Annotated in this window: 16 protein-coding genes; 1 reads left to right on the top strand and 15 read right to left on the bottom strand. The window is 60.3% G+C overall.

Going from position 1 to position 19,995, the window contains the following annotated elements; genetic code table 11:
* Positions 1–58 precede the first annotated feature (58 nt).
* Genes KW841_RS05055 through arnB form a run of 10 tightly spaced genes read right to left on the bottom strand, consistent with a single transcriptional unit; the run spans position 59 to position 11,712 of the window.
* Positions 59–1,270 (bottom strand): MFS transporter, encoded by a 1,212-nt coding sequence (locus tag KW841_RS05055; protein WP_256357708.1) that lies wholly within the window; start codon positions 1,268–1,270, stop codon positions 59–61.
* A gap of 55 nt (positions 1,271–1,325) precedes the next feature.
* Positions 1,326–2,909, bottom strand: a complete 1,584-nt coding sequence (locus KW841_RS05050; RefSeq protein WP_371319489.1) for an ArnT family glycosyltransferase — start codon at positions 2,907–2,909, stop codon at positions 1,326–1,328.
* A gap of 5 nt (positions 2,910–2,914) precedes the next feature.
* Entirely contained in the window at positions 2,915–4,294 is a 1,380-nt protein-coding gene (locus tag KW841_RS05045; protein ID WP_218474112.1) for a UDP-glucose/GDP-mannose dehydrogenase family protein, read from the bottom strand.
* Positions 4,291–4,692, bottom strand: coding sequence for a 4-amino-4-deoxy-L-arabinose-phosphoundecaprenol flippase subunit ArnF (arnF, locus tag KW841_RS05040; protein WP_218474110.1), 402 nt, complete (start codon positions 4,690–4,692; stop codon positions 4,291–4,293). The genes KW841_RS05045 and arnF overlap by 4 nt, the downstream gene beginning before the upstream one ends.
* Complete coding sequence (gene arnE, locus KW841_RS05035) at positions 4,689–5,033, bottom strand: 4-amino-4-deoxy-L-arabinose-phosphoundecaprenol flippase subunit ArnE (protein ID WP_218474107.1); 345 nt, start codon at positions 5,031–5,033, stop codon at positions 4,689–4,691. Before arnE ends, arnF begins: the two co-directional genes overlap by 4 nt.
* A complete protein-coding gene (gene arnT, locus KW841_RS05030; protein ID WP_218474104.1) occupies positions 5,030–6,679 on the bottom strand; it encodes a lipid IV(A) 4-amino-4-deoxy-L-arabinosyltransferase in 1,650 nt (549 codons plus the stop codon). Before arnT (KW841_RS05030) ends, arnE begins: the two co-directional genes overlap by 4 nt.
* Positions 6,676–7,560, bottom strand: coding sequence for a 4-deoxy-4-formamido-L-arabinose-phosphoundecaprenol deformylase (gene arnD, locus KW841_RS05025; RefSeq protein ID WP_218474101.1), 885 nt, complete (start codon positions 7,558–7,560; stop codon positions 6,676–6,678). Before arnD ends, arnT (KW841_RS05030) begins: the two co-directional genes overlap by 4 nt.
* The gene (arnA, locus tag KW841_RS05020) at positions 7,560–9,551 is read right to left on the bottom strand and encodes a bifunctional UDP-4-amino-4-deoxy-L-arabinose formyltransferase/UDP-glucuronic acid oxidase ArnA (RefSeq protein ID WP_218474099.1); all 1,992 of its coding nucleotides are present in this window, start codon (positions 9,549–9,551) and stop codon (positions 7,560–7,562) included. Before arnA ends, arnD begins: the two co-directional genes overlap by 1 nt.
* The gene (gene arnC / locus KW841_RS05015) at positions 9,548–10,567 is read right to left on the bottom strand and encodes an undecaprenyl-phosphate 4-deoxy-4-formamido-L-arabinose transferase (protein ID WP_218474096.1); all 1,020 of its coding nucleotides are present in this window, start codon (positions 10,565–10,567) and stop codon (positions 9,548–9,550) included. The genes arnA and arnC overlap by 4 nt, the downstream gene beginning before the upstream one ends.
* Positions 10,564–11,712 carry a UDP-4-amino-4-deoxy-L-arabinose aminotransferase gene (gene arnB, locus KW841_RS05010; RefSeq protein WP_218474094.1) on the bottom strand — a complete coding sequence of 383 codons (1,149 nt, stop codon included), beginning with the start codon at positions 11,710–11,712 and terminating at the stop codon, positions 10,564–10,566. The genes arnC and arnB overlap by 4 nt, the downstream gene beginning before the upstream one ends.
* Positions 11,713–12,101: 389 nt before the next feature.
* On the opposite strand from arnB, the gene xerC reads away from it, so the two are divergent.
* Positions 12,102–13,040: a tyrosine recombinase XerC gene (gene xerC, locus KW841_RS05005; protein ID WP_218474092.1), complete on the top strand. Its 939-nt coding sequence runs from the start codon at positions 12,102–12,104 to the stop codon at positions 13,038–13,040.
* A 4-nt stretch (positions 13,041–13,044) separates the two neighbouring features.
* Here xerC and KW841_RS05000 read toward each other — a convergent pair whose 3' ends face one another.
* From KW841_RS05000 to KW841_RS04980, 5 genes are all read right to left on the bottom strand, one after another.
* On the bottom strand, positions 13,045–14,115 hold the full coding sequence (locus KW841_RS05000) for an ABC transporter ATP-binding protein (RefSeq protein ID WP_218474090.1): 1,071 nt from the start codon (positions 14,113–14,115) through the stop codon (positions 13,045–13,047).
* Positions 14,112–15,710: an iron ABC transporter permease gene (locus KW841_RS04995; RefSeq protein ID WP_218474088.1), complete on the bottom strand. Its 1,599-nt coding sequence runs from the start codon at positions 15,708–15,710 to the stop codon at positions 14,112–14,114. The genes KW841_RS05000 and KW841_RS04995 overlap by 4 nt, the downstream gene beginning before the upstream one ends.
* Positions 15,711–15,713: 3 nt before the next feature.
* On the bottom strand, positions 15,714–16,727 hold the full coding sequence (locus KW841_RS04990; protein ID WP_218474086.1) for an iron ABC transporter substrate-binding protein: 1,014 nt from the start codon (positions 16,725–16,727) through the stop codon (positions 15,714–15,716).
* Positions 16,728–17,151: 424 nt separating this feature from the next.
* Positions 17,152–18,873: a lipid IV(A) 4-amino-4-deoxy-L-arabinosyltransferase gene (gene arnT, locus KW841_RS04985; protein WP_218474084.1), complete on the bottom strand. Its 1,722-nt coding sequence runs from the start codon at positions 18,871–18,873 to the stop codon at positions 17,152–17,154.
* A gap of 174 nt (positions 18,874–19,047) precedes the next feature.
* A complete protein-coding gene (locus KW841_RS04980) occupies positions 19,048–19,704 on the bottom strand; it encodes a histidine phosphatase family protein (protein WP_218474082.1) in 657 nt (218 codons plus the stop codon).
* Between the last annotated feature and the right edge of the window lie 291 nt (positions 19,705–19,995).

Raw genomic sequence — 19,995 nt, 5'->3', positions numbered from 1 at the left:
CACAGTGTGCCGTTCAATCCAGCTACTGACAAATTCATATTAATGAGCTTTCAGTGCATTAATTTTGCTTTAAGTCGCCCCGTCGGCCACTCATATAGCAGAGCAGGCCGCCTAGCGCTGCGAGTGCACTCAAGGCATAAAACATTGTTGGCGCCGGGCTGTGCATCAGCATGAAGCCGCAAATCACCGGGCTCACCGCGCCGCCCAGCGCAGCAAGGTTTTGCGCGCCGTAGTAACTGCCGCGCAGTTCTTCCGGAGCCAGGGTGTCGACAAAGAGAAACTCGGCCGGGTAAATAATGATTTCACCCAGGGTGAAGATGAACATTGCCACGCACCAGCTCACCAGGCTGTCCGCGAGACTGAAACCGATCAGGCCGAGGATGAACAGGCCGGTGCCGGCCACAATCCACTGGCGCAATTGTTCACGTTTCAGAAAGCGCCCGACCTGGTATTGCAACAGGATCACGCTGATGGCGTTGCAGGCGAGCAGGGCGGCCATGATTTCCATGGTGTGCTGGGGATTACTGGTCACCAGCAGGTATTGCGACAGGTAAAAGGTAAATCGCCCGTGCACCACGGTGCTGAGCAGGCAACCGGCGGTGAACAGGATCAGGGTGCGGTCGTTTTTCAGGGTGATCAGGGTTTTCAGAAAGCTCTGCGCCTGACCGGCAGGAGCCACTTTGGCCGGATCCGCGGGAATGCCGGTCATCAGGAACATACTGAAAAAAGCGATAGCCGCCGCGATCAGGAATGGCGCACTCGCAAAGGCACCGGCAATCAGCACGCCAAGCATCGGCCCGACCGCGTAGCCAATGTTGGTCAGCGTATAGCTCAAGGAAAACGCCTTGGCACGCTGGCCCACGGGCAGGTTGTCGCTGAGAATGGCTTTCGAACCGATCAGGAACAGCGCCGAGGCGGTTTCGGTGACGATCAGGGTGATCGTGGTCAGGTAGAGGTTTTCGGCAAAGGTCAGCAACAGCAGGCCGACCGCACTGGAGGCCATCGACAGCACAAGCAATCGGCGTTTTTCGAAGCGATCGATGATGTAGCCGCCATAGAGGGAGAGCAGGGTGGCGACAAACACCGCAATGCCGAGCAACAAGCCAACGTCCTGTTGGTTGAGGCCAAGCTTGTCGCTGACGAACAACGTGAGTAACGGGCTGGTGATGGCGCGGCTGACGACTATGGTCAGCGAGCAGATCAGCAGGCGGCGGATGAGGGGGGAGTAACGGGTCACGGCGCGAATGTCCTTATTCGATCGGGTCGGCATCAGCCCAAGGTCAGCGCTACTCTAGCAGTCGGACACCCGCTCGTTGCTACGGGATTTACTTGAGGCGCAGCAGCACGAAATCATTCTTGTCGAAACGCCCGCTCAACACGGGTGGCAAGCCACCGATAGCCGTGCCCTGCAGTGTCTTGTAGACGTTCAGGTCCATCATCAGCCACGCCGGGCCCTTGAAAGCGTCTAGTTCCTGGGGGGAATCGGTGAACTCCGGTTGCAGGCCTTGATTGATGTTGACCATGAACTTGATGGCTTTGGCATCCTTGCCCATCGCGTGCATCACCAGGGGGGCGGGGTCTTTTTGCACGAGTTCGAACGCTTCGTGGCTGAAGGTTCGGGTGTCGTATAGCTGTCGCTGGATGGGCTCGAACTGCAGGATATATAACGACCACAGTGCCAGGACTGCGCAAAGAGCGAGAACCTGTGCACGCCAGCGGGGGTGCTTGAACGCTGCCACGGCGACCGTTTGCAGCACGCCGAGAATGATGAACAACGAAGGGAGGTGAGCCACGTCTTCGGGGAATCTTCGCTGCACGACCAGCAAGGTCACGATCAGCAGCCCCGGGATCAGCAGCCATAAGCCCTGCATCAATACGCGCAGCCAACTGAACAGCCGACCTTGCACGGCGTAGAACGGGTAAGCCGCAATGATCGCTGCCATGGGCAGCATCGGCAGCAGGTAACGGGCCTTTTTCGCCTGCGGGACGGAAAGGCCGACCATCACGATCAACCCGGCAGCTGCGCAGTACAGCGTCAGGCGCAATGCCGGGCCTGACTGTTGTCGACCCGAAGCTGAGACCGCCACCAATGCCAGCACTGCCAACGGCCAGGCCAGTGCGTAATTGCCCATCGAGCTGGTGAAGTAATACAACACTTCGTTGGAGCCTTCGCTGCCGTCCATGCGTCCCATGAACTGCATGCGAATCACGTCCTGCAAGAAGGCCGGGCCGCCGCTGACGTCGGCCAGCCACAGCAACAGACCGACACACACCGCCAACAGCACCGATGCCAGCAATCCGAAGACAAACAGCCGCCGCCATTGGCGATTGACCAGAAAATAGCTGCAGAGCATCCCCGCAGGAATCACCAGGCCGATGGGGCCGCGTATCCAGAAGCCCAGCATCAGCAAGGCAAAGACCAGGCCCCGGCGCCGCGGTGCCGCAAAGTGATCGGCGGCATAAGCCAGGTAGAACACACTGAACGCGACGGCCGCCAGCATCAGGTCGAGGGAAACGGCGCGGGTTTCGGTGATGAAGGTGTTGGTCAGCAGCATCAGGGCGATGCTCAGCAGCGCCCAACGCGTGGAGTAGGGCGCCAGCAGGCGGTACATCAAGGTGACGATGACCGCTGCGGCGATGGCGCTCGGCAGCCACGCGGTCAGGCTGGTGACCTGGCCGAGCGGCAGTGAAAGCAGCCAGATGAATACCGTTGAAAGGCCAGAATAGTCTGCGTAGGGCTGGCCGTAGGTCGTCGGAAAAAATGACGGTCCGTTGCGCAGCATTTCCTGGGCGAACAGCACGAAGCGCGAATCGAAGCCGATGGCCGGCTGCTGATACATCCCGGCGCAGAACAACATCAGCGCCAACAGACCCAGCGCGAGCGACTGTTGGCGCAAGTGGGGGAGCATGACGTTTAAGCGACCACTGATTCGGTCAGCCATTGCTGGTAAGGCATCGGCAACTTGCGCGACTCACCCCGACCGATCGGGAAGTAGGTAAAACCGATGCGCGCCAGTCGGTCCGCGTCGTACAGGTTACGGCCATCGAAGATCACCGGGGCGTTGAGGCGTTGGCGGATAAACTCGAAGTCCGGTGCCTTGAACTGTTGCCATTCGGTGCAGATGATCAGCGCATCGGCGCCGGTCAAGACTGACTCAGGCGTCCCCATGAGCATCAGTTTCGACTCATCCGGGTACAGCTTCTGGGTTTCCTGCATGGCTTCCGGATCGAACGCACGGACATTCGCCCCGGCGGCCCACAACGATTCGAGCAACACCCGGCTCGGTGCGTCGCGCATGTCGTCGGTATTGGGTTTGAAGGCCAGGCCCCAGACGGCAAAGGTCTTGCCACGCAGGTCGCCCTTGTAGAACGCGTTGATGCGCTCGAACAGCTTGTGCTTTTGCCGCTCGTTGATGGCTTCCACCGCTTGCAGCAGGTCACTGGAGCAATGGGCCTGTTCGGCGCTGTGGATCAGGGCGCGCATGTCCTTGGGGAAGCACGAGCCACCGTAGCCGCAACCGGGGTAGATGAAGTGGTAGCCGATACGCGAGTCGGCGCCGATGCCCAGGCGTACCGATTCGATGTCGGCACCCAGGTGTTCGGCCAGTTCGGCGATCTGGTTGATGAAGCTGATCTTGGTCGCCAGCATGCAGTTGGCGGCGTACTTGGTCAGCTCGGCGCTGCGCAGATCCATGAACATGATGCGTTCGTGGTTGCGGTTGAACGGCGAGTACAGGTCACGCATCACCTCACGCACTTCATCGCGTTCGCAGCCGATGACGATACGGTCCGGGCGCCGGCAGTCGGCCACGGCCGAACCTTCTTTCAGGAACTCCGGGTTGGAGACGATATCGAACTGCAATACACGTCCGACGCTGAGCAGGCATTTGTCGATGTGTGCACGCAAGGCGTCGCCGGTGCCGACCGGGACGGTGGATTTCTCCACCAGGATCGCCGGCTGCTCGCGATGACGTGCCACGGCTTCGCCCACCGACATCACGTAGCGCAAGTCCGCCGAGCCGTCGTCCCGGGAGGGAGTACCGACTGCGATGAACAACACTTCGCCGTGCTGGACGGCGAATTTTTCATCGCAGGTGAATTGCAACCGCTTGGCGTCAAGACCTTCGCGTACCAGGCTGGCCAGGCCGGGTTCGAAAATACTCACGTGCCCCTGTTTGAGCAGTTCGACTTTTTTCTCGTCAACGTCCATGCAGACCACGTCGTGGCCGACTTCCGCCAATACCGCTGCCTGCACCAGGCCAACATAACCGCTACCAAACACACTGATTTTCATGGGGCACTCCTTGATTCGGGCGCACGAGCAGGTCGGGAATTGATGGTAATGACGCCGAGGATGACCAATGCCACGCCAAGGCTTTTTGTAAGGCTGAACGCTTCGCTGAACAGCGGCAGGCTGGCGGCCAGCAGGTACACCAGCGCATAGCTGATGCTCAGCAACGAGTAGGCACGGCCCAGGGGCAGGTCCCGCAGGGCGGCGAGCCAGCACAGCATCGACAAGGCGTAGGCGAGGATGGCCACGAGCACCACGGCAACGGCTGTGAGGTCAATGTGCGCGCTGAGCCACTGTTCCGGCGATGGCAGGTGGCTCATGCTCCAGCGCATGCCCAGTTGGGCGGCACTGACCAGCAACACACTGCCCAGGGCGAAGGTGATACCGCGCCTGCGGTTCATGCGTGTTGCCCCAACAGAGCCACGCCACCGATCACCAATGCCACACCGACCCAGTGGCGGCGGTCGATGGTTTCGTGGAACACGAAACGCGCAACAAGGGTGATCAGCACGAAGTTCAGGCTCAGCATCGGATAGGCAACCCCGACTTCCAGGCGTTGCAGCACCAGCAGCCATACCAGCAGGCCCAGGCCCAACGCAGCCAGAGCCAACCACAGCCAGGGCGAGCGCAGTTTGTCCATCCACCCGGAAGGTTTGCCGCGCCAGCTTTCCACCGCATATTTCTGGGCGATCTGGCCCAGGCAGGTCAGCAGGCAGGCCATCAGTAGCAATAGCAGGCTCATGGTGCCGCCTGCGGGATAATCAAAATCACCAGGTTGCCTTGTTCATAGCGCTTGCCCTCTTTGGGCAGCTGTTCGAGTTCACGCAGCTCTTCCTCACCCTTGACCCGCATCACTACACCGACCGAGCCTTGCTGGCGGGCATCGTGCATCCACTGCTGCACCTGGTCCGGGTCTACGCGCTGCTTAAGCGAATCAGGATAGGCAAGGCCATATTTCAATTCGCCTATCGTGTTGAAAAAAGCCACTTGCGGCCGTTTCATCCGCCAGGACAGCGCCGAAGCGGCGCCCAGGTCGTTGCTCAGCAATTTGACGCTTTGGCCGAGCTCCTGGGCGTGATCGAGGATGAACTGGTCAGGTGTTTTATTGGCGACCACGGAATTGGGCAGACCGGCAGGCAACAGGCCGGCGAACAGCAGGCTGCCAAAGGCCGGGGCGGCCCAGCACTGCAATGGGCGGAAGGCTTGCAGCAGGTTGGCCATGATCCAGCCGATCAAACCGATGAACACCAACACCAGGTTGTGCAGTTCATGATCGTAGATCGGCTTTTTCAGTTGCACGTAAACCAGGGCCAGCAGGGTAACCACGCCCACCACCAGGTTCAGCAGGCCGTTGATGCCCAGCACGCGGCCTTGTTCGAGCTTCAATCGGTCAGCCAGCGCATGGCCGAGCAACAAGGCCAGGGGTAACAGGCACGGCAGGATGTAGGCCGGCAGTTTGCCTTTGCTCAGGCTGAAGAAGATCAACGGCATCCACAGCCATAGCAGCAGGAAGCCGATACCGGACTGACGCCGGGTCTGCCAGGCTTGCTTGAGCGCGGGCGGCAACAAGGCAACCCACGGCATGCTGAAAGCCACCAGCAACGGCAGGTAGTACCACCAGGGCGCGTTATGCTGGGCATCTTCCCCGGCAAAACGGCGGATGTGTTCGTGCCAGAAGAAAAACCGCCAGTAGTCGGGCTCCTGGGCGTGCACGGCGAGCGCCCACGGCAGGCTGACGGCGATGGCGACCACGACCGCCACCGGGCCGTAGACCAGTAGTTCACGCCAGCGCTTTTGCCAGATCACCCAGGGCAGGGCGACCAACACGGGCAGCAACCAGGCCAGGAAACCCTTGGTCAGGAAACCCATGCCACAGGCCAGGCCCAGCACCGCCCACGCCGCCAACCGTTGACGGCGGCCGACACTGTCCAGCGCAAACCACAAGGCGACCAGGCTGAGGTTGACCCAGAAGGTGAATTGCGGATCGAGGTTGGCGTACCCGGCCTGCCCGGCGATGACCGTAAAGCTCATGTAAAGCAAGGCGCAGGCAAAACTCTTGCGCGGTTCGTTCCACAGGCGGCGGGCGATCAGGTAGCACAGCAGCACGCTCAAGCCGGTGCTCAGGGCCGAGGCGAAGCGCACCCCGAAAAGGTTCTGGCCGAACAGCGCCTGCCCGAGGGCAATCATCCAGTAGCCGGCCGCCGGTTTTTCAAAATAGCGTACGTCCATGAAATGCGGTGATACCCAGTTGCCGCTCAGGAGCATGCCCTGGCTGATCTGGGCGTAGCGGGTTTCGTCGGGGATCCACAAGCCATGACTGCCCATTGGCAGCAGGTACGCCAGCGCCATCATGGTCAGCAATATCGGCAAAGCCCAGCGTTTGCTCATGCGCCTTGCACTCCCAGCCAGCCTTCGCGACCTTCGAGCGCACCGCGTACCACGCGGCCGACCGGCAGACTGTCAGGGACCTGGGGCAACAAGTCGCCCAGGGGTTGAAAACGGATGTCCCGCTGACGCGCATCGCTCAGCAGTTGACGGAAATCGTTGGCCATCAGAATCCCTTCTACCTCGGCATGGATCGTGTAGACGTTGAGTGTTTCCGGAGTGAACCGGTCCAGGATGAACCTGTTGAAATCCTTGGCGGCGACGCTCGGGCCGACCACCTCGTCGAAGGTCGGCAGGTCCACCGGAATTTGCGGTGCGCCCAGGCAACCATTGGCCAATTGCGGCTGGAACAGGCTCTGGCCACGGCAATCGCTGTTGTAGCGAAAGCCGAACCCTTGCTTGGCCTCGATCACACGCTCGTCGGCACGCCAGCCGGCGGAGGCCGAGCAGGTGATCTTTTCCCCGAGGATGTCGCTGAGGGTGTCCACGCCACGGCGTATCTGCTCGACCAGTTGTGCATCGCTCCAACGCCCGGCATTGGCTTGCCAGCCGTGGTGGTCCCAGGCGTGCAGGCCGACTTCATGCCCGGCATCCCGGGCCTGCCGCATCAAGTGCCCCAGGTCGCGGCCGATCGGTTTTCCGGGCCATGCGGTGCCGGCCAGCAGAATGTCCCAGCCATACAGGCCGGCTGCATTGGAACGGAGCATTTTCCAGAGAAACTGTGGACGGATGAGACGCCACAAGTGGCGCCCCATGTTGTCCGGCCCGACACTGAAGAAGAACGTCGCCTTGACCTGGGCTTCATCAAGGATTTCCAGCAACCGGGGCACCCCTTCACGGGTGCCTCGGTAAGTGTCGACATCGATCCGCAGTCCCGCCTGCATCAGCGCTTGTCCGCGATTTCGAGCATGGCCTCGCGCAAGAAGAAGTCCAGCGTGTTGCCGATGGTTTCGCTCATCTCCACGGTCGGCGTCCAGTCCAGCAGGCGCTTGGCGTTGGCGATGCTCGGCTTGCGATGGGACACGTCCTGGTAACCGGTGCCGTAGAACGCCTTGCTCTCGATATCGCGGAAGCCGGCGAACGGAGGGAAGTTGGCACGCAGCGGGTGAGCTTCGAACTGGCGCAGCAGCTCTTCGCCCAGTTGACGGATGCTGGCCTCGTTGTCCGGGTTGCCGATGTTGATGATCTGGCCGTTGCAGACGTCGTTGTCGTTGTCGATGATCCGTGCCAGGGCTTCAACGCCGTCGACGATGTCGGTGAAGCAGCGTTTTTGCTCGCCACCGTCGAACAGGCGAATCGGCGTACCTTCCACCAGGTTCAGGATCAATTGGGTAATCGCCCGGGAGCTGCCGATACGGGCCGAATCCAGACGGTCCAGGCGCGGCCCCATCCAGTTGAACGGACGGAACAGGGTGAAGTTCAGGCCTTTCTGGCCGTAGGCCCAGATCACCCGATCCAGCAGTTGCTTGGAGACCGAGTAGATCCAGCGCTGCTTGTTGATCGGGCCGACCACCAGGTTGGAGCTGTCTTCGTCGAAGTTAGGGTCCTGGCACATGCCATAGACTTCCGAGGTCGACGGGAAGATCACGCGTTTGTTGTACTTGACGCAGTAGCGAACCAGTTTCAGGTTCTCTTCGAAGTCCAGTTCGAATACGCGCAACGGGTTGCGGGTGTATTCGATTGGCGTGGCGATGGCCACCAGCGGCAGTACCACGTCGCACTTCTTGATGTGGTATTCGATCCACTCGGAGTGGATGCTGATGTCGCCTTCGACGAAGTGGAAGTGCGGGTGGCTGCGCAGGCGCTCGATGGCGTCCGAACCGATATCCAGGCCGTAGACTTCGTAGCGGTCGTCACGCAGCAGGCGCTCGGACAGGTGGTTGCCGATGAAACCGTTGACGCCGAGGATCAGCACGCGGGTGCGACGCGGGGTACGGCCGGACTCGGCACCGCGCAGCACGGAACCGTCCACCAGGCCCAGTTCGTTAGCCAGTTGCGGGCCGCTCAGGTACAGGCCGTTGTCGTTGCGCTGGCCGGCGTTGATGATCAGCGAGTCTTCACCGCAGGCGATGCGCAGCGGGTCGACGCTGATCACACGGCCCGGCGCCTGGCCTTCGTTGCCCTTGGCGACTTCGGCGCTCCAGACAATCAGCTTGTGCTCGCCTACCGCGCAGAAGGCGCCCGGGTACGGCTGGGTCACGGCGCGGACCAGGTTGAACAGTTCTTCGGCCGGTTTGGCCCAGACCAGTTTGCCGTCAGCCGGCGTGCGACGGCCAAACACCGTAGCCTTGGATTCGTCCTGTGGTGTTTCGCTGACTTTGCCTTGCAGTAGCGCCGGCAAGGTATCGCGTAGCAGATCAGCGGCCGCCGTACGCAGTTTTCCGTGCAGGCTCAGCGCCGTGTCGCTGCGCTCGATCGCGACTTTTTGCTGGGCAACGATAGCGCCGGCATCGGCACGCTTGACCATGCGGTGCAGGGTCACGCCGGTTTCGGTTTCGCCGTTCACCAGCACCCAGTTGGCCGGTGCGCGACCACGGTAGCGTGGCAGCAGCGAACCGTGCAGGTTGAACGCGCCCTTGCGCGCCGTGGCCAGCAGCGGCTCGCTCAGCAGGTTGCGGTAGTAGAAGGAGAAAATGTAGTCGGGATCAAGCTTGGCGATACGTTCGATCCACAACGGGTGGTTGGCGTCCTCCGGTGCATGCACGGCAATACCGTGGCGGGCGCACAGTTGCGCGACGGAACCGTAGAAGGCGTTCTCCTTCGGATCGTCGGCGTGGGTGAACACCGCAGCGATCTCGAAACCGCAGGAGAGCAGGGATTCGATGCCGGCACAACCAATATCGTGATAGGCGAAGACAACAGCTTTTGCATTCATGAAGGAACCTGATCTGAAGAAGTGGAAGTAAGGCCGTCGACGGTGACAACGGAAGCAGGGGAGGCGGGCTGGCTGCGCAGGACCTTCTCGACGAAAAAGCGCGGACGTGCGCGCACGTCGCTGTACATGCGGCCCAGGTATTCACCCAACAGGCCCATGCCGATGAATTGCCCACCGGTGAAGACGAACAGCACGGCGAACAGGACGAAGGTACCTCCACCGGCCCAGCCGGCGCCGAACACCAGGCGCAGCAGGACCAGGGCGATGGCGAACAGCATGCCCAGGGCCGCCATGCCGACGCCGACGATGCTCAGCAGTCGCAGGGGCGTGGTGGTCATGCAGGTGACCAGGTCGAACATCAGGTTGATCAGGCGCATCGGGCTGTACTTGGAATCGCCGTGTTCACGCTCGGCATGGGTCACGAGGATTTCCGTGGTGTGGCGGGCAAAGCTGTTGGCCAGGATCGGAATGAAGGTGCTGCGTTCACGGCAGGCGAGCATGGCGTCGACGATGGTGCGGCGGTAGGCGCGCAGCATGCAGCCGTAGTCGCTCATGGCCACGCCGGTGGAGCGTTGCACGGCGAGGTTGATCAGCTTCGATGGCCAGCGGCGCAAGGCCGAGTCCTGGCGATTGTTGCGCACCGTCGCGACGACGTCATAACCCAGCTCGGCCTGTTCGATCAGCCGCGGGATTTCTTCGGGCGGGTTTTGCAGGTCGGCATCGAGGGTGATGACGACATCGCCCTTGCACTGTTCGAAACCGGCCATGATCGCCGCATGCTGGCCGTAATTGCGGTTGAGGATGACGGCCACCACCGGGCTGCCTTCGCGGGACGCGGCGTCCTCCAGAATCTGTGCGGAGTCGTCGCGGCTGCCGTCGTCGACCAGCACGATTTCGTAGGCATGGTGCAACTGCTGGCAAGCCGCTTCGGTACGCCGGAGTAATTCAGGCAGGCTTTCCTGTTCGTTGTAGACCGGAATGACGATCGAAACGAAGTTGATTGGGTAAGGTCTCAAAGGCTTCTATCCATGCAGTTTTCAATGGCACCGACGACGCGCTGGACATCATCGGTGGTCATGTCGGGGAATAACGGGATCGAACACAGCCGTGCCGAGTTCCATTCGGTGTTGGGCAGGTACAGGTTGGGGTAACGCTGGCGGTAGTAGGTGTGCAGGTGTGTGGCAATGAAGTGAATGCCGGTGCCGATATTCTGCTCCTGCAGGGCTTTCATGAACGCTTCGCGATCCAGTCCGCACTGCTCGGCATCGATACGCAGGATGAACAGATGCCAGGCGTGTTGCTGCGAATAAGCGGGGATGGCCAACGGTTGCACCGGCAAACCTTCCAGACGCTGCAAGTAGGTCTGGGCCAGTTGAGTTCGTTTGACGTTTATTTCGTCCAGGCGTTCCAGTTGCACCAGGGCGATGGCCGCGTTGATATCGGCCAGATTGTACTTGAAACCGGGCTCGACCACTTGCGCCTGAGGCTTGCGGCCGTGGGTCATACGGTCGTAGGCATCAACCCCCAGCCCGTGAAACTTGAGCATGCGTACCCGCGAGGCCAGGGCCTCATCGTCGCTGACGAACATGGCGCCTTCGGCGCAGGTCATGTTCTTGATCGCGTGGAACGAGAAGATCGCCGTGCCTTTGGCACCGACGTGACGACCTTTGTAGAACGTGCCTGCGGCGTGGGCGGCGTCTTCGATCACGGCAATGCCGTGTTTGTCGGCCAGGGCGTAAAGCGGATCGAGATCGAATGCCGCACCGGCGTAATGCACCGGGATGATGGCTTTGGTGCGCGGCGTGATCGCAGCTTCGATTGTGCTTACATCGGTCATCAACGTGTTGCGGTCAACGTCGACGAACACGGGCGTGGCACCCAGCAGGGTGATCATGTTGGCAGTGGAAACCCAGGTCTGCGACGGCGTAATGACTTCATCGCCGGGACCGATGCCCAATGCCAGCAGCGTGATATGCATGCCGCCGGTGGCCGAGGAAAGTGCGACGGCATGTCGGCAACCGATGTACTTGGCAAAGTGTTCTTCCAGTGCCTGGTTCTTCGGCCCGGTAGTGATCCACCCGGAACGCAATACTTGCTCGACGGCGGCGATTTCTTCGTCACCGATACCGGGACGGGAGAACGGGAGAAACGCCTGACTCATGGGCACCTCAGGGGCTGTCAACGTAAATAGCCTTTGAGGCTAAAGGGATCCAGAAATCAGCTTAGACGCTAAATCAGAACCTGCATCAAATCAAATAGTTACCGGTCGGCGGTAAAAAACTGCATCGGTTGACTTTTTTCGCCATGGGCGGCAGGTTGGACGTCCATTCGGGTTGTTTCGACTTCGGAGAAGGTTATGCCCGATTTTGTGAAAGGGACATGAAAAAACGGTTGGGGAATCGTTTATCTGAAGGCTATTAAGCTGCTGTTCAGACTTCCCGCGTTTATGGCGTTTTTAGGAAAAGTCCTACAGGGCTAATGTGTTTTATATGATCGTTATTTCTCTTCTTAGTTGCTTCATTGAACTGTTTTCATTCAAGGCCGTTTCGTTTGATTGACTTACCTGTAACTGATTCTCGCATGCCCCTGACCAATCCGCTGACCCTGTATCTGGCGCGACTGGCACCCTCCAGCCAGCTGACCATGCGCTATGTGCTGCAGGACGCTGCCGACCGCCTGGGCTTCGAAGACTGCGATATCGAAGAGATACCCTGGCACAACCTGCAGCCCGAAGACGTGATCGCACTGGTGGCTACATTACGTTCAGATGGCTATGCGCCGAACACCTCTTCACTGTATGTCAACGCGGTGCGCGGGGTAATGAACGAAGCGTGGCGCATGAGCCTGATCTCTCAGGAGCACCTGTTGAAGATGCGCTCGGTGAAGGGCATCGCCGGTACACGGCTGTCCCAGGGACGCAACCTCAGGCGTACGCTGATCCAGGAACTGATGGCGGTCTGCGCCGCCGATCCACGGCCACAAGGCTTGCGGGATGCCGCGATCATCGGGATTTTGTACGGGTCGGGAATGCGCAAGTCCGAATCGGTGAACCTGGAGTTGAATCAGGTCGACTTCACCCAGCGCAGCCTGCAGGTGACCGCCAAGGGCAACAAGCAGTTGATCAAGTACGCGCCGGCCTGGGCCTTCGCCAAACTGCAAGCCTGGCTTGAATTGCGCCGCTCCCTGCTCAAGGAAGGCGAGTCGGACGATCCGTTCCTGTTCAACCGCATCCGCCGTGGCAGCCACATCACCCGTGAGCGCATCACCAAACATGCGATCTATTACATCGCCCGGCAACGGGGCGCGCAGGTCGGGGTGAAAATCATGCCCCACGACTTCCGGCGTTCATTCATTACCCGGGTGATCGAAGAGCATGACTTATCGATTGCGCAGAAACTGGCGCACCACAGCAACATCCAGACCACGGCCAACTACGACGTGCGCGACGACAACGAGCGGCGTCGGGCAGTGGACCGGTTCGACCTGTGAACGATTACAGCTCGCTCAACACATGGGCATGGCCAATGGTCGAGACCTGAACGGCGCTGCCGGCTGGTGGTGCGTACATGCCGGAACTTCGCACCAGCAGTGAGCGGCCCGGTTGCTCGCCGCTGGTCAATGACTGGAGCTCGACCGTCAGCGTGCAAGTGTTGCCGCTGAAATCCCGATCGGTGACCACGGCCCGGCAACCATCGGCTTGCGGGTCACTGGGGAGGATACTGGCCAATTGCAGCTGTTCGGGGCGCAGCATGATCTGCGCCGAGTTGTTGTTGCGGTGGTTGTTGACCGGGATCCGCCCCAGGTCGCAATGAGCCCAACCGGCCTCGATGCGTGCCGGCATCACCACCGCATCCCCCAGGAACAGGGCGGTCTGTTCGTCTTCGGGATAGCGGTAAAGGTCCAGCGGATGCCCTGACTGTACCAGTCGGCCCTGGCGCATCACCGCCAACTGGTCGGCGAACGACAGGGCTTCACTCTGGTCATGGGTAACCAGAATGGTGGTGACGCCCGCGTCTTCCAGCAGCCGCGCGACCATCTTGCGCATCGCGGCGCGCAATCCGGTATCGAGCGCCGAGAACGGCTCGTCCAGCAGCATCAGCCGTGGCTGTTGTGCCAATGCCCGGGCCAGGGCCACGCGCTGTTGCTGACCACCGGACAATTCGTGAGGCCAGCGCTCGGCCATCTTCGCGTCCAGCGCCACGCTGTCCATCAGTTCGGCGACGCGCTGTTGTTTTTCAGAACCCTTGCTCGACAAACCGAAGCCGATGTTCGCCGCCACGGTCATGTGCGGAAACAGGGCGCCGTCCTGCGGCACGTAGCCGATCAGGCGTTGATGGGCCGGCACTTCGTGGGTGTCGTCGACCAGGGTCTGGCCATTGAGCGAAAGACGTCCGGAATCGGGGAATTCGAAGCCGGCAATCATTCGCAGCAAGGTGGTCTTGCCTGAGCCGGATGGGCCGACGATGACCGTGCGGCTACCGCTTGGCACCGACAGGCTGACATTGTCCAATGCGCAATGGGCGCCATAGGATTTGTAGAGGGCATTGAGTTCAAGAGTGTTCATCGGCCAGCCGTTTTTTTCGATTGGTGATAAAGAAGTCCGGTCAGCGGCAGTGACAGCACAACCATCAATAGGGCGTAGGGCGCCGCGGCAGCGTAATCGATTTCGCTGGTCATGGCCCAGAACCCGGTCGCCAGGGTGCGCGTGCCGTTCGGGGCCAGCAGCAGGGTAGCGGTCAATTCGTTGGTGATCGCCAGGAACACCAGCGCCGCGCCAGCGGCGGCTCCGGGGGCGGCGAGGCGCAAGGTGATCAGCCACAGTGCCTGGGCCGGCGAACGGCCAAGGCTGCGGGCAATGTTCTCCAGTTCCACCGGGGCTTGGGCAATGCCGGCGCGCAGGCTGACCAGGGCGCGGGGCAAGAACATCAGCAGGTACGCCAGCAACACGGTGAAGGTGGTCTGGTAAATCGGCCGGGCAAAATGGATCGTGACGGTGACCAGGGCCAACGCCACGATAATTCCGGGCAAGGAACTGGTGATGTAGTTGCAGCTTTCCAGCACGCGTTGCATACGGCCGGGGTAACGGATCGACAGCCAGGCAATCGGGATCGCCGCTAACGTTGTCAGCGCTGCACCGGCGACGCCGAGCAGCAGGGTTTGCTCCAAAGCAGGCAACAACTCGCTCGTGTCCCAGACCTCCACGCCGCCGGCGATCAGCCATTTGCCCAAGGTGATCAAGGGCACGCCCAGGGCCAGGGCACAGGTCACGATTTGCAGCGTCAACGAGAGCAGGGTGGAAGCCGGTTTCAGGCACACGACCCGCTGCTCCCGGGCGCTCCCCGAGCCGACGCGAGCATAACGTGCCGAACCCCGGGCGGCGGATTCGGCCGTCAACATGGCCAGGCAACACAGTGCCAGCACGCTGGCCAGCATGTGCGCCGCTGCGCCGTTGAAGGTCGATTTGAACTGGTCGAAGATCGCGGTGGTAAAGGTGTCGAAGCGGATCATGGCGTACAGGCCATATTCGGCCAGCAGGTGTAGACCGACCAGCAACGCGCCGCCGCAGATCGCCAGGCGCAATTGCGGCAATACCACACGGAAAAACACTTTCCAGGGTTTGAGCCCCATGGACTCGGCGACGTCTTCGATGGCCGGGTCGAGCCGGCGCAACGTGGCCGCCACCGGCAAATACAGGAACGGGAAGTAGGCGATGACCGAGACCAGGACGCCGGCAAACAAGCCGTGAATCGGTGGCACCAGGCTGACCCAGGCGTAGCTGTGAACGAATGCAGGCACCGCCAGCGGTGCGGTGGCCAGCAACGACCACCAGCGCCGCCCCGGCAGATTCGTGCGTTCGGTCAGCCATGCCAGCGTTACGCCCAGTGCCACGCACAAGGGAATCGTCAGCAGTACCAGCAATACGGTGTTGACCAGCAGTTCACCGACCCGAGGGCGGAACACCAGGGTCACGACGGTTGACCAGCCTGTCTGCAGGGACACGCCGATAACATACGCGATCGGTAGCAGTGCCAGTAACGAAACCAGCACCGACAAACCGATCACCCATACACCGCCACGCCCGGCAAACAGTCCGCGGGATCGTCGACGCAATTGTGCGGGAGTCGCCTCGGCGACTTCCGCAGGCAGGGTTTCAGGCATCAATTAGAGCAGTCCGGCCTGTGTCATCAGCTCTACGGCTTTTTTGCTGTCGAGTTTTGAAGCATCGACAGTCGGCGCATCGAGTTGATTCAGAGGCACAAGTTTAGGGTTGGATTCAGCGCCTTTACCGACGGCGTATTCAAACGACTTGCCGTTCTTCAGCACCGCCTGGCCGTCCTTGCCGGTAATGTATTTGAGGAACGCCTGGGCTTGTTCCTTGTGTTTACTGGAAGCGAGGACGCCGCCGCCGGAGATGCTGACAAAAGCGCCCGGGTCCTTGTGCTTGAAGTAGTGCAGGGTGGTGTTCTTGCTGTTTTCCCCGGTCTTGGACTGATCCACCAGGCTGTAGTAGTGGTAGATCACGCCGCTTTCGATCTGCCCGGCATTCACCGCCTTGAGTACCGCGCTGTTGCCACGGTAGCTGGTGTAGTTGGTTTTCATCGCCTTGAGCCATTCCAGTGTGGCGGCTTCGCCCTTTTGTTGCAGGATGGCGGCGACGATGGCCTGGAAGTCAGCACCGCCTGGCGACGCGGCCCAGCGACCTTTCCAGCTTGGATCGGCCAGGTCCATGATCGATTTCGGCAGGTTGGTTTCCGAGAGTTTGCTCGGGTTGTACACAAACACCGTAGAACGTGCGGCGATCCCGACCCATTTGCCATGGGCCGGACGGTAGGCCGGGTCAACCTGCTCCAGCGTGGCTTTTTCGACAGGCGCGAACAGCCCGGCGTTGTCGACCAGCACCATGGCCGGGGAGTTTTCGGTCAGGAATACATCGGCCGGAGACGCCGCGCCTTCCTGCACGATCTGATTGCCCATTTCGGTGTCATCGCCGTTGCGCAAGGTGACCGGGATACCGGTTTCCTGGGTAAAGCCCTCGACCCAGGCCTTGGTCAGGCCTTCGTGTTGTGCGTTGTACACCACGATGCCGACAGAGTCAGCGGCATAGGCCTGGCCAGCGCTCAACAAAGCGGTGGCCAGCAGGGCTTTTTTCAAGAACGAAGGGATTTTGGGAATCATTCTGCGGGCTGCTCCTGGTGCATTTTTTGAAAGTCATGTGCATTGAAACGCCAGTTAACCAATGCGAATCATTTGCATGTCTGGAATTGCAGGGAATGTAGAGATCCAAATGAGAAAATAACGTCAAAAAAACCGTTAATACATGTAATTTTCATTCAGATTAGCAGCAGTGTGCCCACTGTGGCTCGACTCGTCGATCAAACGATATCGTCGATGAGAATGTGACGCTGCCCCCGACGGCCTTTTTTCAATCCCTCGAAGCCAGTTGCTGTTGGCCCCGCGTGGCGTTCATCGGGGTTGCGAAAGGATAGCTCGGTGATTGCCGGTGTGCCGGGGAACGGGTCCACCCGCTTCAACCCTTCGTCAACGGCCCAACCGGGGGGCGTAGGGCGCAGGCCTTGTGGTCCTTTTCCTGGCCTGCCTGTCAGGGCTGGATTGGCGGGAAGATCAGGACCTGCAGGTTGCCACGCTGATAACGCGTGCCGTCGGCAGGTAGCGCCTCGACCTCCTGAACCTCATCGACGCTGTTGACCCGCATCACCACCGCGACCGAGCCTTTCTTGCGCGCCTCGGTCATCCATCGCCCGACATCTTGCAGGGTCACCTTGCGTTCGGCGACAGCGGGATCCTGTAGACCGTATTTCATTTCACCGACGACGTTGTAGAGCGCTGTCTCCGGTCTGCCGGTCAGCCACGACAGGGCCGAGGCTGCCCCCAGGTCGTTGCTCAGCAGCGTGGTGGTCTTGTTCAGGCTGTCCAGGTGTTCGGAGATAAACCGGTCGGGCATCTTGCTGTCGACGATCTGACCCGGCATGGCGGCAGGTAGCAGCGCCACCAGCAGCCAGATGCCGAGGGCCGGCATTGCCCATAACGTCAATGGCCGCAGGATTTGCAGGGAATTGGCGATGATCCAGCCCAGCAGCACGATGAACGCCAGGGACAGGCTGAACATCTCGGTATTTTCGAATATTTCTTTGCTCAGTTGCAGGTACAGCAAGGCCGTCAGGGCCGTCGTGGCAATGACGACGTTGAGCCATCCGTTGAGGCGAATCGTCCGTCCCCGTGCCTGTTGCAGCAGGCGGGTCAGGGCATCCCCCATCAGCAGCGCCAGCGGCAACAGGCACGGCATGATGTAAGTCGGCAATTTGCCGCTGCTCATGCTGAAAATCACCAATGGCAACAACAACCAGAGCAGGAGAAAACCGCTGACGGGCTGACGCTTGTTGTTCCAGGCCTGGATGAAGGTTGTTGGTAACAACACAGCCCAGGGCAGGACAGAAACGACCAGCATCGGCAGATAGAACCACCACGGACGGGCGTGTTGCGCGTTGTCGGCGGCGAAGCGGCGTACGTGCTCGTTCCAGAAGAAGAAATTCCAGAAATCCGGTTCTTGATGGTGAATGGCCAGTGCCCAGGGCAGGCAGACAGCCGCGGCGACCACAACAGCCAGTGGCCCGTAACGCAACAGTTCGCCAATACGGCGCTGCCAGAGCATGTAGGGCAGGGCGATCACTGCCGGCAGCAGCCAGGCCAGGAAGCCCTTGGTCATGAAGCCCATGCCGCAGGCGATGCCCAGGACCACCCAGGCAACCAGGCGGGCACGCGTGGTGCGGCTGTCGATGGCAAACCACAGGGAGACCAGGCTCAGGTTGACCCACAGGGTGAACTGCGGATCGAGGTTGGCGTATCCGGCCTGACCGGCAATCAGCCCGAAGCTCATGTAAAGCAGCGCGCAAGCAAAGCTTTTGCGCGGATCGCCCCAGAACCGCCGGGCAATCAGCCAGGTCAGCCACACGCTCAACCCGGTGCTCAGCGCCGACGCGATGCGCACCCCGAACAAGTTGTCGCCAAACACCGCCTGACCGATGGCAATCATCCAGTACCCGGCAATCGGCTTCTCGAAATAACGAAGGCCCATGAAGTGCGGGGAGATCCAGTTCCCGCTCTGCAGCATTTCCTGGCTGATCTGGGCATAACGGGTTTCGTCGGGAATCCACAGGCCGTGGCTCATCAGCGGCAGCAAGTAGAACGCTATGAACGCCAGAACCAGGGCGAACAGCATCCACCGCTCATTGGCAGGTGTCGTTGGTGCGAGCAGGCGGGAAGAATGGCCAATAAAATCCGGCAGTGGCTGATTTGACGTCATGTCTGGACCTTGGCGCTGAAAAGGCTGATTGAAGAAAGAGATGAAAGTTGCAAGAGGGAAAAGCGGGATGATATTGAACAGCGAGAAGTTAAGTCATGTTTCTCGCCGTTTGTTCAGCTGTTATTCAGTCAACTTTGAAGTAACTTGTTGCCAGAGTTTTCGCCGAGTGATGACTCAGTCTTTTTCTTGTTGCAGAGTATTCCAGTCTTCGGCATTCACAATGCCGAGTACTTGCAATTGCCCATTGCCATCGATGTGGACAAACAACGAGCTGCCGTACTCGGCGTCCTTCGCCGCGTGTTTGAGGCCGGTCTGCTGTTCAAAGTCCGCGATGCAACCGCTGTGGGTCACCAGCACCAGGTTGCGATGGGCCACCTTGTGCGCCACGACATCGTTGCGCAGGGGCGTGCCGCAGGTGACCAGCCATTCCTGGGTCCGAGGGTCGCTGTTGAACATGGAATGCGCGGTCTGCGCGGTGCGTGTAACGGGGCTGGTCAGGATGTCGGTCTGCGACAGCCCCAGGTGTGCCAGACCTCGCCCGACAACGGCGGCCGCTTCACTGCCGACACGGGTGATGCCATCAGCCGGGCCCAGGCAAGGGTTGCTGGAACGGTCGCACCGCTCGGCATGGCGAATCAGCACCGCGATCTCGCCGGCATTCCATTGTTGCAGTAGTTCGGCCCGGGCTTGCGCGTCCTCCTGGGCCAGGTTGGTCGGGGATTTCGGCCACAGCACAAAGCCGGTGACCAGCACGGCGATGGTCAGTGCGCTAATGGCCACGACCGATTTGGACAGGCGCGAAGACGGTTTACGCAAGACGGAGTCGACCAAGTTTGTCCACCATTGAAGCGCCAGGGAAAGTGCTGTTGAACAAAACCTTAAACAGCACATAAAAATTCCACCGAAACTAAGTTCAGCGAATTAACCGGAGCCCAAGTTAAATCTGCGCAGGTGTCGGAACGGTGAACGGAATGTGAAAAAATTGCACAGGGGGTTGTGGCGGGTAATTAGTTAACTACTGGGAATTGTTATCTTTTGCTCTTGCGTAGGATGGCAGCGCTAAAATTAGGTTCTTCACGCAATCCCGGGAAACACCAATAACGCAATACCTGTAGGAGCCAG

The organism is Pseudomonas sp. PDM28 (assembly GCF_019219115.1).
GTDB classification, from domain to species: domain Bacteria; phylum Pseudomonadota; class Gammaproteobacteria; order Pseudomonadales; family Pseudomonadaceae; genus Aquipseudomonas; species Aquipseudomonas laurylsulfatiphila.
This window is presented reverse-complemented; position numbering and strand designations above follow the sequence as displayed.

Bases quoted from the DNA above. Each gene is read 5' to 3' on its own strand.
- arnB (WP_218474094.1), bottom strand. From the start codon at position 11,712: ATGAGTCAGGCGTTTCTCCCGTTCTCCCGTCCCGGTATCGGTGACGAA.
- arnE (WP_218474107.1), bottom strand. From the start codon at position 5,033: ATGAGCCTGCTATTGCTACTGATGGCCTGCCTGCTGACCTGCCTGGGC.
- KW841_RS05050 (WP_371319489.1), bottom strand. From the start codon at position 2,909: ATGCTCCCCCACTTGCGCCAACAGTCGCTCGCGCTGGGTCTGTTGGCG.
- KW841_RS04990 (WP_218474086.1), bottom strand. From the start codon at position 16,727: ATGATTCCCAAAATCCCTTCGTTCTTGAAAAAAGCCCTGCTGGCCACC.
- KW841_RS05055 (WP_256357708.1), bottom strand. From the start codon at position 1,270: ATGCCGACCCGATCGAATAAGGACATTCGCGCCGTGACCCGTTACTCC.
- KW841_RS04995 (WP_218474088.1), bottom strand. From the start codon at position 15,710: ATGCCTGAAACCCTGCCTGCGGAAGTCGCCGAGGCGACTCCCGCACAA.
- arnA (WP_218474099.1), bottom strand. From the start codon at position 9,551: ATGAATGCAAAAGCTGTTGTCTTCGCCTATCACGATATTGGTTGTGCC.
- arnT (WP_218474084.1), bottom strand. From the start codon at position 18,873: ATGACGTCAAATCAGCCACTGCCGGATTTTATTGGCCATTCTTCCCGC.
- KW841_RS05045 (WP_218474112.1), bottom strand. From the start codon at position 4,294: ATGAAAATCAGTGTGTTTGGTAGCGGTTATGTTGGCCTGGTGCAGGCA.
- arnT (WP_218474104.1), bottom strand. From the start codon at position 6,679: ATGAGCAAACGCTGGGCTTTGCCGATATTGCTGACCATGATGGCGCTG.
- arnD (WP_218474101.1), bottom strand. From the start codon at position 7,560: ATGCAGGCGGGACTGCGGATCGATGTCGACACTTACCGAGGCACCCGT.
- arnF (WP_218474110.1), bottom strand. From the start codon at position 4,692: ATGAACCGCAGGCGCGGTATCACCTTCGCCCTGGGCAGTGTGTTGCTG.
- KW841_RS05000 (WP_218474090.1), bottom strand. From the start codon at position 14,115: ATGAACACTCTTGAACTCAATGCCCTCTACAAATCCTATGGCGCCCAT.